Origin of the sequence: Mesorhizobium sp. M0659, from assembly GCF_040320605.1 — a bacterium.
Classification (GTDB): Bacteria; Pseudomonadota; Alphaproteobacteria; order Rhizobiales; family Rhizobiaceae; genus Mesorhizobium.
The window spans coordinates 1-14,848 of the sequence record NZ_JAMYPY010000047.1; the positions used below are offsets into that span (position 1 = coordinate 1).

Here is a 14,848-nt window from a genome sequence, read left to right on the forward strand (position 1 = left end):
AGATTGGGGTGACGAGGCTGATCAAGCCTTCCAACAGTACCAGCCTGATCAATTACGGCGAGAGCTACCGGTCCGGAGATCGCATCAGCCCCTCTCTGCATATGCACGCGGCCGCCTGAATTGCCGATTTCGCTCAGCTGCTGCTGAATGGCGACGGCTTGCGGCGCATTCAGGGCCCTCTGCGTCTCCGCTGGCCACAACAGCGCTGGTGAATGTTCATTGTTGGGACGACTCACTCGGGTGGCAGGTGGTTGCTTTGGTCAAGCTCATCCGGCGAAGGGCGGATCTGCTGTTGGCCAAGACTGGGGGCGGCGGCCCGAACTCCGGCGTCCCAGAGCTTGCGAAAGCCTCCGACACGCTTCTGTTGAGGTCATCCCGTCCATCGGGCATCCCTGGGTTGCTGAAAAAAGATGAGGCGGCTTGATGATCCTGCCCTCGCTGAAGCACCTCGCGAAACCCCTGTTCCAGTCGCAGAAGCTCCTCTGGATTGGTTGGCGGCTCGTCAGCTCGACCATCGAACAGCGGCCGGAGCGCCTCGGACACGTGCTGCTCAAAGCCCACTCGCCGGGCTTGGCCCGCTTGCCCCTCTTCCAAGCCGGCGTCCTGCACCTGCGACAAAGCTGATACACGGGATGGATTTTTTCGCGGGGTCCACACCAGCCTCATCAAACTGTATCGGCAAAGTCCTGCGCCAATTCACACTGCGGGTCATCGAGTTGAGATTCTACGGAGAGCGCCTCCTCTGCTCCCGTCAAGGGCGCCGGCTCCGGGAGGGCGCCTGTCTGGCTTTCAAAGATGCGTTTCAGAATGCGATCCGAGAAATAACGCACCTTCCTCAATTTTAATGGTGGCAGACCTTTGATAAGAACAATCTCGTAGTCGTCATCGAGCAGCCGAACCTGTTCGGGACGCAATAGCGGTGCACCTTGATGTGAATTCTGAATGGTCCAGTCGAACGTTCGCGCCTGGCTGTGGGAAATCGATTTGGCTTCAAACGTGTATTCACCGATGGCCTTGGAAATGTAGTTCGGAGTCTCGTCATCAGCCGTGGCCATGAACACTTGCAGTCCGGTATTGCTGAGAAAATTCTGCTTGCCAGCCTCTCCATAAGCCCCCGTCAGTGCCGAAAGGCTTTGGATGATGAGCATGAAACGCCCCTTGTAGCCCGCGATAGTCGTGATTGCGGTCTCGATCGCCTCCAGCTTACCCAAGTGCTTGAACTCGTCGAGCAGGAAGAGAACCTCGTGCTTTTCATCCCGACGGGCCAGCGACCGCTGCAGAATTGAAACGATTTGCTGAAAAAACAAGCGTATCAAAGGCGCGATCACCTCAAGGTCGTTCGGACCAACGCAAAGATAGATGCACGTTCTGCGACGGCGAAGATCATAGACCGAAAAGTCCGAGCGACTTGTGGCCGCCTTTACAGCGGGATCCGCCCACAGGTTGAGCCCGCCATCGCCGAGCACGGAAGTGTAGGAGGTTAGGATTTTCGTATCGTTCCCCGCCATGTCGTCGAAGATGCGTTGTGCCTCTTTGTTCTGGGTCTCCATGGCGAGTCGCGCGAAGAGCTTAAACTTCTCCCCCGGCTGGGCGAAGAGGTCATAGACGGCGCCGATTGTTGGCGTGCCCCGCTCGATGCAGGCAAGGATTCCCGCGACAAAGATATCTCGCGCGCCGCTGATGAAACCTTCCGCGCCCTCCCCCTTGGCCGTAATCAGGTTTGCGGCCAAGCGGCGGGCTTCGGTGAATTGCTGCTGTGGAGGCAACGCTATAAGATCCAACAGCGGATTGTAGCAGTTTGTGCGCCGCTCCGAATCCAGCGGCGCGAATTTAAACACGTCGTCACCTGCGGCTTTGCGCGCCCTCGAGGTGAGCTCAAAGAGCTCCCCCTTGACGTCCAGAGCTATCACCGAGCCTTTGAATGTAAGTAGCGTTGGAATGACTATGCCGACGCCCTTGCCAGCGCGGGTCGGTGCAACGATGAGGCTGTGAGGCTGCTCGCCATTGGTCAGGTAGTAGCCAGGCCAGAAAGGGCCACTTGTCTTCCCAAACACCGGCCCTGTCACGCCACGGTATCGTCGCAGATATCCCGTGCGTCGCATTTCATCCACTCGAGCCCAACGAGCCGTCCCGTGGTGTTCGAGCTTGCGGCGCAATACGATCTGCTGAATCAGCAAGACGACCGCGGACGTCGAGAGCACGATAGCCGCGCCCCGATAGAAAACGGGGGTTGCGAAACCCAAATACAAGGGCGTCTCAAACCAAAAGGCACGGACATCAAACGCCATCAGAGCCTCGCCGCTGCCGCCGTGGCGGAAGGTTGCGTAAAGACTTGCCGCACAGAAGCCCACGGCGAGTGAGCACGCGATGCTAATGGCTATGTTGGGGGGCGTCGTTTTTGTTGAAAGCATTGTTCCATTGCCGGATTAGCCGTAGCTAATGCTGCGCGTGCTTCAGAGACCGAACCGGCGTCGCGCGATGTCGCCGCTCGACAGATCGATGCCGCAGTGGGTGGTGCGATGCTTGCAGCGCATCACCCGGCAGACGTGGTTTTTGAAAGTTACACTAAGCAGGTACGTCAACGGCCAGCGAATTGGAAACGGCAAGGCCGTAAACGGATTTCGGGAGAGAAAGCGTCACTGTACCATGGCCGAGACCTCAACGGCCGGAGCGATCTCTGCTTCTGGTGGCCTCCATTAGGTCCTCTCGGGCGTGATTGAAGGCGTGGTTTATGGACCGCCCGATTTGAGCACCCCGCTGCAGCTGTTCATAGGAGGTTTGCGGGCCTACTGTATCACGGACTGCAGCCTCAATACCTGCTATGTGGCCGTCCAGATTCGCACTCCGTTCCTCTGCTGCATGCTGCGGTGGCGGCATGTGCGGCAAGATGTCTTGCATGCCGGGAAAAACTGAGTGAGCTTGGGCCTGTTGATTTGCGTCTAACTGGGGATACATGTTGAGAATAGCATTGGATGCCATGTTTCTGACATTGCCATCCGGATCAGAAGAAGCCAATCCAATGGCCTGATCAAGAATGCGAGATTTATTTTCGTCAGTAAACTTACTGAAGTGTGGCGCAACGTAATAAGCTCCGAGAGCTTGCGACGGCGGATCCATGTTGCCAATGCGATTAACAATAGCATCTTGCAGCCCTGGCGTTAGGTAATCGCCTAGATTACTGGCCGCTCCGACTTTCTGCAATGCTATGTCATCCGTGCTGTACCCCAATTCGGCTGTTAATGTCGCGGCCAGATTGATGGCTGATCGTCCAAGCCGATTGGTCCGCCTTTCAAATCTCGCGAGGTCGGTTTCTGGCCCGGGTTGAGTGCCCCGAACGGCTGTTCGCTCGTGCGTCCCGAGGCCTTTGAAGCCCCCAAGATTTCGCGCTGTATCGCGCGGGTTAGCGGTTACCAGCCGTTCTGCAACATCGCTCAATGGCCCCTCTGGAACGTCACGGAGGCTACTGCTCCCCACGCCTTGAGATGATCTTGCAGCTGCACGTGCCCGTTTGTTATCGCGATCCATTGCTCGCCTCCAAAGTAGTTATTCTACCAAATGAGGTTACCACCGAAGCTTGACCTGCTAAACCGATATGATGTTACAGTTGTAGTATGGCAAAGGGTTCCCAGCTCTGTGGGTCTGCCAAGTGCCCGTCCAAGCCGAAGAAAATACGATGAAGCTGGCATCAAATGCGATGTGAACTGCCCTGGGCATTCCGGAGGCCGTTTCGTTTGAGTCACGCGGCTATGGCTGGTTCATCCAACATGGCGTAGTAGCGTTCCTCGGCTTCGGCCGGCGGGATGTTGCCGATGGGCTCCAGCAGCCAGCGATTGTTGAAGCAGTCGACCCATTCGAGCGTGGCGAACTCGACGGCCTCGAATGAGCGCCAGGGTCCGCGTCGATGGATCACCTCGGCCTTGTAAAGACCGTTGATCGTTTCGGCGAGAGCATTATCGAAAGAGTCGCCGACACTGCCCACTGCGGGTTCGACGCCGGCCTCCGCCAAGCGCTCGGTGTATTGAATGCTGACGTGTTGGGCGGATTCAACCGGTCGTCGCAACACCAAGGGATTGGAGGTTGCAATGACGGTTCACCAACGCGCTTAGATCGGTGCACTCGAAAGAAGCTGGATTCGCCCGGGCGTCCGCCTGCCTGGCAGTGTGAGAATCGCTTCCGGTTCTGGCAAGCTATTGCCTTGGGACATTCGAGCGAGGAGGCCGCACTGGATGCCGGTACATCAACGCCTCTTGGTCCGCGCTGGTTTCGGAGTGCAGGAGGGATGCCGCCAACGCATTTGGCGCCGTGGGCGAAGCCGCCTTCGGGGCGATATCTTTCTTTCGGGAGCGCGAGGATATTGCGCTTGAGCTTGCCAAGGGAATCGGCATCCGGGCCATTGCTCGTAAGCTAGGTCGGCCGCCGAGCACAATCTCGCGGGAGGTCAGGCGCAATGCCGCGACGCGCAGCGGCAATCTGGATTACCGGCCAGTGCCGCCCAATGGCACGCCGATCGTGAGTCCCGCCGGCCTCCTGGCAAGCTGGCGGTCAATCCGGCTCTGCGTGAATATGTTGAGGAGCGCTTGGCCGGCAAAGTCACCAATCCCAATGGCGCCTCATTCGAGGGCCCCAAGGTGGGTATGGAAAAAACGACAGAGCCGGAGGTGGTCGGCAGCCTGGAGCCCCGAGCAGATCGCTAAATCGGCTTCAGATCGATTACCCACAGGATCAAACCATGCGGATCAGCCAAGAGACGATCTATCAGTCCTTGTACATTCAAGGACGCGGAGCATTGCGCCGAGGACTTACCGCATGTCTGCGTTCAGGCCGAGCGTTGCGCGTACCGCGCGAACGGGCCCGAGTCGCAACAAGTCCTTCGTTGGAGACGCCCTTATAATAAGCGACCGTCCGGCCGAAATTGCCGATCGGGCTGTCCCCGGACATTGGGAAGGCGACCTCATCCTTGGCCTCGGAAGCTAGGCGATCGGTACGCTCGTGGAACGAAGTTCACGCTTCACAATGCGTGCTTCACCTGCCGCGCATGCATGGCTATCAGCAGAGCATGCGCATCAAGAACGGTCCACCACTTGCCGGCCACGGCGCTGAAGCAGTCCGCAGAGCCATAGCCCGATCCATGGGCAAACTTCCCGAGCAACTGCGTCAGTCGCTGACTTGGGACCATGGAGCGGAAATGGCGCAGCAGCCGACCTGCGCATCGACACCGGGCTCGAGATTTTCTTCTGCGATCCCCAAGCCCGTGGCAGCGAGACTCCAACGAAAACACCAAACGGCTTGCTGAGACAGTACTTTCCAAAGGGCACGGATCTCAGTCGGCACACAGCCCGGGAACTGGACGCAGTCGCCCATGCTATCAACACAAGACCGCGCAAAACGCTCGGCTGGAAAACACCTGCCGAACTCCTCGACCAACTCCTTGGGGGACAGTATGATGCCGGTGTTGCGACGATCCGGTTGAATCCGCCTTGGCTGCCTCTATCGCTGTGATGGATGAGCCCGCCTCCCTGCACCGGCCGCCGATCATGGAGAGCCTGTTCCAGGGCATCGAGAACGAAGGCTGCATGCGCCGTCCGGCTCACCCGCCAGCCGACGATCCGACGGGCATAGGTGTCGATGACAAAGGCGACATAGACGAAGCCCGTCCAGGTCGCGACGCAGGTGAAGTCGGAGACCCGCAGCATGTTCGGCGCGGAGCAGTGGAACTGGCGGTTGACGTGGTCGAGAGGGCAAGGTGCGGCCTTGTTGCTCACCGTAGTGCGGATCGGCGGACGATGCCTTCGAGGCCCATGGCCTTCATCAAGCGGGCAACCGTGCAGCGGGCGACGTCGAAGCCCTCGCGACGCAACCGCCGCCAGACCTTGCGAACGCCGTAGACGCGGAAGTTCGCCTCAAACCGTCGGACCTCATCCTTCGAGGCTGTATCCCATCTTGCCCGAGCCGACAGCCGGCAGGGGTCGACGCGCTTGGCGACATGGTCGTGGTAGGTCGACCGGGCGATCGGCAGCACCTTGCAGATCGGCTCGACCCCATGCGCCTTGCGGTGAGCGTCGATGAACGCGATCGTGGCCTGAACCGGCGGTCGAGCTTCGCCTGGGCAAAATACGCGGAAGCCTTGCGAAGGATCTCGTTGGCCTGGCGAAGCTCGCGGCTCTCGTTTCCAGAGCCTTGAGTTTCGTCGCCACATCCGTAGGCACACCGACTTGCACGCCACTGTCGCGCTCGGCCTTCTCCACCCCCTCATGCAGCGTCTGCGCCGTGCAGCCGATCTTGGCGGCGATCGATGAAACCGCCGCCCACCGCGACGTATGCTCGCGTTCGTGATCCAGAACCAGCCGCACCGCGCGGGCCCGGACCTCGGGAGAGAACTTGTTGGTCGTCTTGCTTGTCATGGTTCCACCTTCTCAGGAGTTGGAGCCTCCGATCAACCCGGCGCGGTTCACAACAAGGGTCACGGATCAATCTGGGCGGGAACCCTAGAGAATCAGCCCTCAGAGCCTTTGGTAATAGACCGACCCCTCGCACCTGTTTGGGCTGGGTGTACAAGTCAGGTTTTCATCAGGTTGGACGAGTATGTCTGGCAGCCAGAGCGCGACCACTTCCGTGCCCGCCCGCTCGTCTGGCAGACACACAAAGTAGAAAGATATGCCGTCAGCTACAAGCAGCGCCATCGTTTCCTGCCGCAGATCATCGCCCATGCGGTCTGGCCCTCCTTCAGGTCCCCTTGAGCCTGTGTCTCGTCGAGGAAATGGCCCGGGAGCGGGATCGTGGTTTCGTATGAGACAATCCGCCGGTTGCGGCAACAAATGCGGTCCGCATACGGAGCCATTACGTCGCGGCACTTGATATTGCAGTGCAGCAAAGGTAGAGGGCCGCCCCTTATCGGAGTGTCGTCCATGGCCCTTACCAATGCTGGTAGCGAGGCAGAACCCGTCGAACAATCGAGCCATCCCGAAATCGAACAGCACAGCACCAAGGTGCTGATGCTAGGCGCGCTCGGCGTTGTCTATGGCGATATTGGCACCAGCCCGATCTACGCGTTCCGTGAGGCGCTGGTGGCGTCGTCGGGCGGCAATGTCGCCGAGCGCGGCGATATCCTCGGCGTGCTGTCGCTGATCATCTGGTCGCTGACTATCATCGTCACCATCAAGTACATCATGTTCGTGCTGCGCGCCGATAACGGCGGCGAGGGCGGCGTGCTGTCGCTGATGGCGCTAGCGCGCGGCAGTTTCCCCAAGCGGTCGGCGGTGATCCTGGGCATCGGCATCGTCGGCGCCTCGCTGTTTTTCGGCGACGCGGTCATCACGCCCGCGATTTCGGTGCTGTCGGCGGTTGAGGGTATGAACGTCGTCACGCCGACCTTCCAGCCCTATGTGGTGCCGCTGACACTGGTCATCCTGGCCATGGTGTTCGCGGTGCAGCGCTTTGGCACCGGCGGGGTGGGATTGGTGTTCGGCCCGGTGACCGCCGTATGGTTCCTGGCAATTGGCCTTTCCGGTCTCAACCACATCATCGCCGATCCAGAAATCCTGTGGGCGGTGAGCCCGCACTACATCGTCGCCTTCCTGATCAATTCGCCCGACGTCGCTTTCGTGACCATCGGCGCCATCTTCCTCGCCGTCACCGGCGCCGAAGCACTCTATGCCGATCTCGGCCATTTCGGCCGCAAGCCGATCGTGCTGGCCTGGCTGGCGATCGTGTTTCCCTGCCTGCTGCTCAATTATGCCGGGCAAGGCGCCTTCGTGCTGGCCAAGAACGGCGTCGTCGGCCATCCATTCTTCGAGATGAACGAAGGCTGGACGCTGATCCCGATGGTGGTATTGGCAACCGCGGCGACGGTTATCGCTAGCCAGGCGGTCATCTCCGGCGCCTTCTCGCTGACCCGGCAGGCGGTGCAGCTCAATATGCTGCCGCGCCTCGAAATCCTGCACACGTCGGAACGGCAGTCGGGCCAGATCTACATGCCGCGCGTCAATCTGTTGCTGGCGTTGGCGGTGATGTTGCTGGTCGTCGGTTTCGGCGAATCGAGCAAGCTGGCCTCCGCCTATGGCATCTCGGTGACCGGCAACATGCTGGTAACGACGGTGCTGCTGTTCGTCGTCATGACGCGCATTTGGAAATGGCGCCTGTGGGTGGCGGTGGCGATGACGGCGGTGTTCGCGTTCATCGACATCGGCTTCTTTGCCTCCAACATCGTCAAGGTGTTCGAGGGCGGCTGGGCGTCGCTTGCGGTGGCCTTCACCATCGTTCTGGCGATGTGGACCTGGGTGCGCGGCAGCCGCTATCTGTTCGACAAGACCCGGCGCAACGAAATCCCGCTCGATTTCCTCGCCGGCAATCTGTTGAAGAAGAAGCCGCAGCTGGTGTCCGGCACCGCCGTGTTCCTGACCAGCGATCCGCAAAGCGCGCCGACAGCGCTGATGCACAGCCTGAAGCACTACAAGGTGCTGCACGAGCAGAACGTCATTCTTTCGGTGGTCACCGCGCCGCAGCCGCTGGTGCCCGACAGCGAGCGGGTCAAGATGGAGACAGTCAACGAGTTGTTCATGCGGGTGACGCTGACCTTCGGCTACATGGAACAGCCAAACATTCCGCGCGCCCTGGCGACCTGCCGCAAGCAAGGCTGGAAGTTTGACATCATGACGACATCCTTCTTCCTGTCGAGGCGCTCGCTCAAAGCCTCGCCCAATTCGGGCATGCCGGTGTGGCAGGACAAGCTGTTCATCGGCCTGGCACGCACGGCCGCCGATGCGACCGAATATTTCCAGATCCCGACCGGACGTGTGGTCGAGATCGGAACGCAAGTGACGATTTAGGGCATGCCGCGGTTGAGAAGAATCGGTGCTGTCACATTGATTGAGCGGTAAGGAAATTCAGGTAGCAGCGCGCCCGGCACTGTAAGTTTCAGCGGCTTGATGCAGCGATAGCTGGCCGGGACGGCTGTCACGCTGTGGCGACACAATGCATGGCGGCGTTACGCAGGTCTCGATGTTGAGCCGATGACAGCGCATTGCAGGGAAAGTGGAGCAGGTCGGCAATCGGATCATGGATGGAAACGAACCGCTGAAGCTGGCGTGCCGACTTGAAGCGTTTCATGATCCTTTCGCGTCGTCGGGCCGGCTGGTGCGAATTTTCCGCTCGATAATTCAGGCCTGTGTGCGACCGGTGTTCGACGCCGGGCATGAGGTCGCGCATGGCGGCATCATAGGATCGGAGCTTGTCGGTGATCATGATCCGTGGTGTCCGCCCTTGAGCCTTCAACTTGCGCATCAGACGCTTTGCCGCCTTGGCATTTCGGCGGCTTTGTACCAGCACTTCGAGGACGAAGCCGTCCTGATCGACGGCACGCCAGAGCCACTGCTTCTTGCCACTGATAGCCACGACACATTCGTCGAGATGCCATTTGTCGCCCAGGCAGCCGGCTGACCGTCGCTTGATCTCTCGGGCGAAATTCCGTCCGAATTTCTCCGCGCAGCTTCGAACGTTCTGATGCGTGACGATGATGCCGCGGGCCGCCAGCATGCCTTCAACCATGCGCAGGCTGAGCGGAAAGCGAAAGTAGAGCCATACCGCGTGCGCAATGATCTCGGGGGAAAGCGGTGGCGACCATAGAGCGGACCACGAGCAACTTCTGACATGGCCCAATGTACGCACATCTTCATAGCTGTCGGTGACTTTACGGTGCCGCGCCAAGCGAGCAGCATCCGGCCGGCGGGGCCGACCCCGTCTCCCGGCCGTGAGCAGAACGGCATCGCGCAGGGGCCGCTTCATCCTCGACGCGGCCAGCCTGCTTTGCCGTTACCGCCGCCGCCGAAAGCGCCAGGCGTTGCCGCCAGGCGCCGGTCCGCCGGCAGCGGTTCGTCTCCACCGATGCTCCGATTGCCAACCAGTTCCACTTTCCCCCAATACCTGCGTAACGCTATGCAAATCTGGAACAAAATCGCGTATGTCGCCGCAGCATGACAGCCGTCCCGGCCAGCTATCGCTGCATCAAGACGCTGATATCTTTACAATGCCCGCACGCCTCTCGCGCGCCAACGGCCAGTCGGTGTCGCGAATTGAGGCGCGCTGAAGCCGTCCGGCTCAGCCGATCATGGCGCTTCGGTTGCCGGGTTCGAGGTCGTGGCCTCTGCCGCTGCGCGATTCTAGCATTTGCGCCTTGGAGAGCTCTGCTTCAGCCTCGGCGAGGCATTGCGCGGCTGCGGTTCTCTGCCGCAGAAGGTCCGATTGCGAATTCTTGACGTTGTCACGACGTAGGCGAGCGGCCTTGGCGAACGTCGGATAAGCGAAATGATTGACATCGGAGATGCCGGCCTTCGTTTCCTCGGCGTTTATCTGGAAGTCCAGTTCTCGCGCCATGCGTTCGAAATCGGCAATCATGATGTCTAGCTGGTGCAACTGTCGCCGCTTCTCATTCACCTGAAATTGCTTCAGTCGGACCAGATTACCTCGTGGCTTCATGACTCGGTACTCCGGTACCCATTTCGTCCAATCAAACCGCTCTCTCCCCTTAACGTTAGGCCTACAGCGACTCTCACGTTTTCTGCTGCGAGCGGAAACATATTTTCCAAAATCCCTTGGCCGATGGCTATGAGTTCAATGGCATCGACAAGCATGCGAGCGGGGGACTTAAGGGGCGGTAAAAAAAGGCGGAATAGGGCGATTTTCACAATGTCTGCATATGAACGCGTTGAGACCTGCGGCGGACTTGACACACAAAGCAATAGTCAAGATTTGCGACATGGACGCCGGGGGGCATGAATACGCCCGCCGTCAGCTACACGCCCCCCGATTTCCGCCGCCTATTATCGCCCACGCGGTCTGGCTTTATTTCCGGTTTCCGCTGAGCTTGCGCCTGGTTGAGGAAATGCTGCTGGAACGCGGCATCGTGGTTTCGTATGAGACAAGTCGCCGGTGGGGCATCAAGTTCGGGTTGGACTGCGCTCGCTGCTTGCGCCGCAAGCCGCCGTGCCGGAATGATGTCTGGTACCTGAACGAAGTGGTCGTCACCATCGCCCGGCAAAAAGCTTTGGTTGTGGCGCGCCGTCGACCAGGATGGATATATGCTGGACGAAATCGTGCAAAACCGCCGCAACACCAAGGCCGCCAAGCGCTTGCTGACGCGGCTGTTGAAGAAGCAGGGGCTCGCGCCGAAGCGCATGATCACCGACTAGCTGCGCTCGTATGGAGCGGCAAAGCGACAGGTGATGCCGGACGTCAAGCACCGGTCGCACAAGGGGTTGAACAACGGAGCGGAGAATTCCCATGTGCCGCCGCGAAAACGGGAGCGGATGATGCAGGGGTCCGATCGCCGGGAGGCCTGCAACGCTTCGTCTCGACCTTGTCAGCCCTCCGCAACCTCTTCGTCCCGCCCCGCCCCAAACGTTCTGCTTTCGCCATACATGTTCATCGCCTGCAAGCCACCGCCGAATCGAAGGCCGTGACTGGAACGCCCGCATGAATTCTGCAGCAGCAGCCCTCGGCCGGCCAATTTCAGACAACGTGACAAGCCCGGCCAACAAGCCTATGTCGTCAAATCGCCAAAACCGACGCGCGGGCAAAAAAGCCGAATTCCTCCAATGCCGCGGCGAGGTTTTGCTCCGTCAGAAGCTCCGCCGCGGACCGGGCTGCTAGCCGGCGCCAGGCGAGGAGCAAAGGCCGGCGGGCCCGGCATTGTCGCCCGGTCGTGTGAGCAGCAGCACGGCGTCGCGCAGCGCGGCCTCGTCCTCGGTGCGGCCCGCCTGCCGCACCGTCGCCGCGGCCGCGCCGAGTGCGAGGCGCTGCCGCCAGGCGCCGGCCCATTTTTCATCCCGGCGCACGACCGCATCGAGCGTGGCGATCGCGGCGCCGCATGCGATCCCAGCATCTTCAACGGTTTGCGCATCGGGGACTGCCCGGCGCAGCGAGGACGGCACCGGTGCCGCGAGAGCGGACAGCCCGACCCCGGGAGAGGCGTCGGTCCCAAGGGTGCGGAGGGAGATCATCCATACGATCGGCGCCCCGGCCAACGCCGATGGCCGCGTTGGTGATTTCGCTTTCTCCGACGCCGCGAATGTCTAAAAAAGACGGGGGGCTACCGCCTAGACCCTCCGCTTCAACACCAAGGGCCTCAAGGGCGACCAGGGAGATAAGGGCTGGTCAATCGTGCCCAGCCTCGTCCTGGACGGGGCCAGACGTGTTTTCCAGGTTGCTGACTGGGTAGGCGGCACCGGGACCAAGCCCGCTACCGGCGACTACATCGGCGCGACGGGCCTCACGGCTATCATGGCTGACGCGGTTGACGTGCGCGGCGCCGCTGGCACCGGCACCGGTGACATGGAGAAGGTGGACTACGACACCAACGCTGATGGTAAGGTCACCGCCGCCGATATTGCTGACAGCGCGCCGTGGGCCGGCATCACGGACAAGCCGGTGACGTTCCCACCAGCGGCCCACTCGCACGCTGACGCAACCACTGGAGCTTCCGGCTTCATGTCGGGCGCGGACAAGGCCAAACTCGATGGTGTCGCATCAGGTGCCACCACCAATGCGACTGATGCAGCGCTGCGCGATCGCTCAATCCACACCCGCACCCAGCTGGCCACCACGATCTCGAACGTCTCAACAGCAGCCGACGCGCGCATCAGCGCTGCTGTTGGTGCCTCGGTCCAAGCTTACAACGCAGCTCTGATTGGCACGACCGGCACCTTTACGACCGCCATGAGTGCCAAGCTTGGCTTCATCACGGTTACCGGCAACGTGGACCTGGACGATCTGCGCGCGAAGGTGCTCGGGCTCGATCAGGCGATTATCCTCAAGGGCACCTGGGACGCCTCTGTTGGCAGCTTCCCCGGCGCTGGCGTGGCCCAGGCCGGCTTCACCTACATCGTCTCGACCGGTGGCACCGTCAATGGTCAGACGTTGCCAACGGCGATCGTATCGTCGCCAACGCCGCCAACGCCTCGGCCACGACCTTCGCAGCCAACTGGTTCAAGGAAGACTACACCGACGCCGTGCTGTCGACCGCCGGCCGCACTGGTGCTGTCATTCTGACCGCCGACGATATCAGTGACGGCACGACCAACAAAGCCTAAACGGCGACGGAGAAAACGAAGCTCGCCGGCATTGCGTCGGCCGCGACCGCCAATGCTACCGACGCGAGTTTGCGCGATCGTTCGACCCATACCAGCACCCAGCTGGCCGCCACGATCTCGAACTTTGCCGCCACGGTCATCACCGCGGCCCTGACGGGTCTGTCGACCGCCACGGGAGGCGTGATCACCGCGGCCGACACGGTGCTGTCGGCACTGGGCAAGCTGCAGAAGCAGATCACCGATCTGACGACGACGGTTAGGGGCAAGCTTGGTGCAACCGCTCAGGCCGTTGACAGCGCAAAGCTCGGCGGCGCTTCGATGGATCAGACTGGAACGGCCGGCACGGTCACTCAGCGCGATGGCGCTGGTGATATCACGACGCGTTTGTACCGCTCGACCTACGCCACAGGTGCCGACGCTGTGACGAGCTTCGTCGGTCGCGCGTCGAGTGACGGCACCGGGGACAATTATCGTCCACCGCAGTCCATTGCCCAGACCAAGGCGCTTCTCGGCGTCGGCACGATGGCAAATCGCAGCGTCACGATCTCGGCCGCTGCCCCTTCTGGCGGCGTGGACGGTGATTTCTGGGTGCAGCCGTAATGGCCCTTTACGTCAAAGCCTCCGGGGTCTGGGGGCGGCCAGCGCCGTCTGGGTGAAAATCTCAAGCCTCTGGACCAAGGCTCGACAGGTCTATGTGCGCAGCTCGGGCGTCTGGGAGAAAATGTTCCCGATAGATCTGGTCTTCAATGGCACTCACGAAGACTCGACTGCCACGACCGTTTACACCCACACCAGCATTCCGCTTGTTGTCGCGCCACACGCTAATCGTCGTGTCATCGTGACAACTGAGACCACTGACACCGAAAGTGCAGTGACCGTCAACAGTATGACGATTGGGGGTGTGGCGGCCACCCTTCTCGCTCAGGTGGAAAGCATCTTCAATTCTGGTGTGGTCTATCTGTCAATGTGGTCAGCCCTCGTGCCAACCGGTACGACGGCAACGATCGTGACCACGTATAGTGAGAGCGTGTTCCGTGACTACATGTCGGTCTATACGACCACCAATTGGGATGGTGTGGTGGGCACTGTTGCCTCTGACAACAATTCAACGGGTTGCCTGACAACGACCGTCAGCATTGGTGCCCTGGGCGCAGCGATCGCAATTGCGGGCAACGCCACCAATGGGGGCATCGGCACTGCGACATGGACCGGGCTGACCCAACAGTTCTCAAACGCACCAGTCACGAATAGAAACCACAGCGGAGCAACGGCCCAAGCTGGCCTCACCGTAACCTGTGCCTACAGCACTACTCCAGCACTTGCCGCACTGCTGGTGGTTCCGCTTAACATGTCCTGACCAGGCCAGGGGTGCGCAACTCCTGACTGGCGACGGCGTCGGCGACATGCCTCACGGACTCGTATTGCCAGAGCTTGTAATCGTCGACAAACCAGCCAAGTCGGCTCTTGATCGCCGTAGCAAGCTCGTTATAGTCGAGGCTGTCGAGGCCGAGATCCCGCATTCGGGTTGTCATCGACACCTCTACTTTTTCGGCAACTAGAGCGTTGAGGGTTTTGAGAACCAGTTGTTCAATTTAATGTCATCACTAATACATGCCTTTTGCTTGCAGATTCAGGTAATGCAACCCTGATCGGGGCGCAACCCCCAAAGCGAGGTGTGCCGTTGAAACATGTTCTTGTCATTGACGATGATGCCGCAATGCGGCGCCTCATCGCCGAGTATCTCACGATGCATGCCCTGAAGGTAA

The 14,848-nt window shown here is 60.4% G+C and carries 9 protein-coding genes, 9 pseudogenes and 1 other annotated feature; of the genes and pseudogenes, 9 read left to right on the forward strand and 9 right to left on the reverse strand.

The window, feature by feature from the left end; all coding sequences use genetic code 11:
• The first annotated feature begins 423 nt into the window (after positions 1 to 423).
• Positions 424 to 624: a hypothetical protein gene (locus NKI31_RS31380; protein WP_352653412.1), complete on the forward strand. Its 201-nt coding sequence runs from the start codon at positions 424 to 426 to the stop codon at positions 622 to 624.
• Positions 625 to 665: 41 nt separating this feature from the next.
• On the opposite strand, the gene virD4 is transcribed toward NKI31_RS31380, so the two are convergent.
• The 3 genes and pseudogenes from virD4 to NKI31_RS31395 all read right to left on the reverse strand — a co-directional run.
• Entirely contained in the window at positions 666 to 2,411 is a 1,746-nt protein-coding gene (gene virD4 / locus NKI31_RS31385; RefSeq protein WP_352653413.1) for a type IV secretion system ATPase VirD4, read from the reverse strand.
• A gap of 247 nt (positions 2,412 to 2,658) precedes the next feature.
• Positions 2,659 to 3,435 carry a hypothetical protein gene (locus NKI31_RS31390; RefSeq protein WP_352515483.1) on the reverse strand — a complete coding sequence of 259 codons (777 nt, stop codon included), beginning with the start codon at positions 3,433 to 3,435 and terminating at the stop codon, positions 2,659 to 2,661.
• A 301-nt stretch (positions 3,436 to 3,736) separates the two neighbouring features.
• Positions 3,737 to 4,039 (reverse strand): annotated as a pseudogene (locus tag NKI31_RS31395) (integrase core domain-containing protein); the annotation flags it as partial.
• 30 nt (positions 4,040 to 4,069) lie between these two features.
• Between NKI31_RS31395 and NKI31_RS31400 the strand changes: the two are divergent.
• Positions 4,070 to 5,499, forward strand: a pseudogene (locus NKI31_RS31400) (IS30 family transposase).
• Here the strand turns inward: NKI31_RS31400 and NKI31_RS31405 are convergent.
• Positions 5,478 to 6,401 (reverse strand): annotated as a pseudogene (locus tag NKI31_RS31405) (IS3 family transposase); the annotation flags it as partial. The pseudogenes NKI31_RS31400 and NKI31_RS31405 overlap by 22 nt on opposite strands.
• Positions 6,002 to 6,118, reverse strand: a sequence feature (AL1L pseudoknot). It overlaps the preceding pseudogene by 117 nt.
• Positions 6,402 to 6,686: 285 nt before the next feature.
• Between NKI31_RS31405 and NKI31_RS31910 the strand changes: the two are divergent.
• Positions 6,687 to 6,803 (forward strand): annotated as a pseudogene (locus NKI31_RS31910) (IS6 family transposase); the annotation flags it as partial.
• A 102-nt stretch (positions 6,804 to 6,905) separates the two neighbouring features.
• On the forward strand, positions 6,906 to 8,825 hold the full coding sequence (locus NKI31_RS31410) for a potassium transporter Kup (RefSeq protein WP_352653414.1): 1,920 nt from the start codon (positions 6,906 to 6,908) through the stop codon (positions 8,823 to 8,825).
• Positions 8,826 to 8,952: 127 nt separating this feature from the next.
• On the opposite strand, the pseudogene NKI31_RS31415 reads toward NKI31_RS31410, so the two are convergent.
• The 3 genes and pseudogenes from NKI31_RS31415 to NKI31_RS31420 form a co-directional block, all read right to left on the reverse strand.
• Positions 8,953 to 9,647: pseudogene (locus NKI31_RS31415) on the reverse strand (IS6 family transposase).
• Between the two features lie 30 nt (positions 9,648 to 9,677).
• A pseudogene (locus NKI31_RS31915) lies at positions 9,678 to 9,916 on the reverse strand (DUF1403 family protein); the annotation flags it as partial.
• Between the two features lie 176 nt (positions 9,917 to 10,092).
• Positions 10,093 to 10,470 (reverse strand): flagellar export protein FliJ, encoded by a 378-nt coding sequence (locus tag NKI31_RS31420; protein WP_352653415.1) that lies wholly within the window; start codon positions 10,468 to 10,470, stop codon positions 10,093 to 10,095.
• Between the two features lie 296 nt (positions 10,471 to 10,766).
• On the opposite strand from NKI31_RS31420, the pseudogene NKI31_RS31425 reads away from it, so the two are divergent.
• Positions 10,767 to 11,470: pseudogene (locus tag NKI31_RS31425) on the forward strand (IS6 family transposase).
• 101 nt (positions 11,471 to 11,571) lie between these two features.
• Here the strand turns inward: NKI31_RS31425 and NKI31_RS31430 are convergent.
• Positions 11,572 to 11,993 (reverse strand): annotated as a pseudogene (locus tag NKI31_RS31430) (DUF1403 family protein); the annotation flags it as partial.
• Positions 11,994 to 12,153: 160 nt separating this feature from the next.
• Here NKI31_RS31430 and NKI31_RS31435 point away from each other — a divergent pair.
• The 3 genes from NKI31_RS31435 to NKI31_RS31445 all read left to right on the forward strand — a co-directional run bounded on the left by NKI31_RS31435 (position 12,154) and on the right by NKI31_RS31445 (position 14,439).
• Positions 12,154 to 13,041: a hypothetical protein gene (locus tag NKI31_RS31435; RefSeq protein ID WP_352653416.1), complete on the forward strand. Its 888-nt coding sequence runs from the start codon at positions 12,154 to 12,156 to the stop codon at positions 13,039 to 13,041.
• Between the two features lie 110 nt (positions 13,042 to 13,151).
• Positions 13,152 to 13,682 carry a hypothetical protein gene (locus NKI31_RS31440; protein WP_352653417.1) on the forward strand — a complete coding sequence of 177 codons (531 nt, stop codon included), beginning with the start codon at positions 13,152 to 13,154 and terminating at the stop codon, positions 13,680 to 13,682.
• 52 nt (positions 13,683 to 13,734) lie between these two features.
• A complete protein-coding gene (locus NKI31_RS31445) occupies positions 13,735 to 14,439 on the forward strand; it encodes a hypothetical protein (protein WP_352653418.1) in 705 nt (234 codons plus the stop codon).
• On the opposite strand, the gene NKI31_RS31450 is transcribed toward NKI31_RS31445, so the two are convergent.
• On the reverse strand, positions 14,426 to 14,620 hold the full coding sequence (locus NKI31_RS31450) for an acyl carrier protein (RefSeq protein WP_352653419.1): 195 nt from the start codon (positions 14,618 to 14,620) through the stop codon (positions 14,426 to 14,428). The genes NKI31_RS31445 and NKI31_RS31450 overlap by 14 nt on opposite strands.
• A gap of 143 nt (positions 14,621 to 14,763) precedes the next feature.
• Between NKI31_RS31450 and NKI31_RS31455 the strand changes: the two are divergent.
• A pseudogene (locus tag NKI31_RS31455) lies at positions 14,764 to 14,848 on the forward strand (DNA-binding response regulator); the annotation flags it as partial.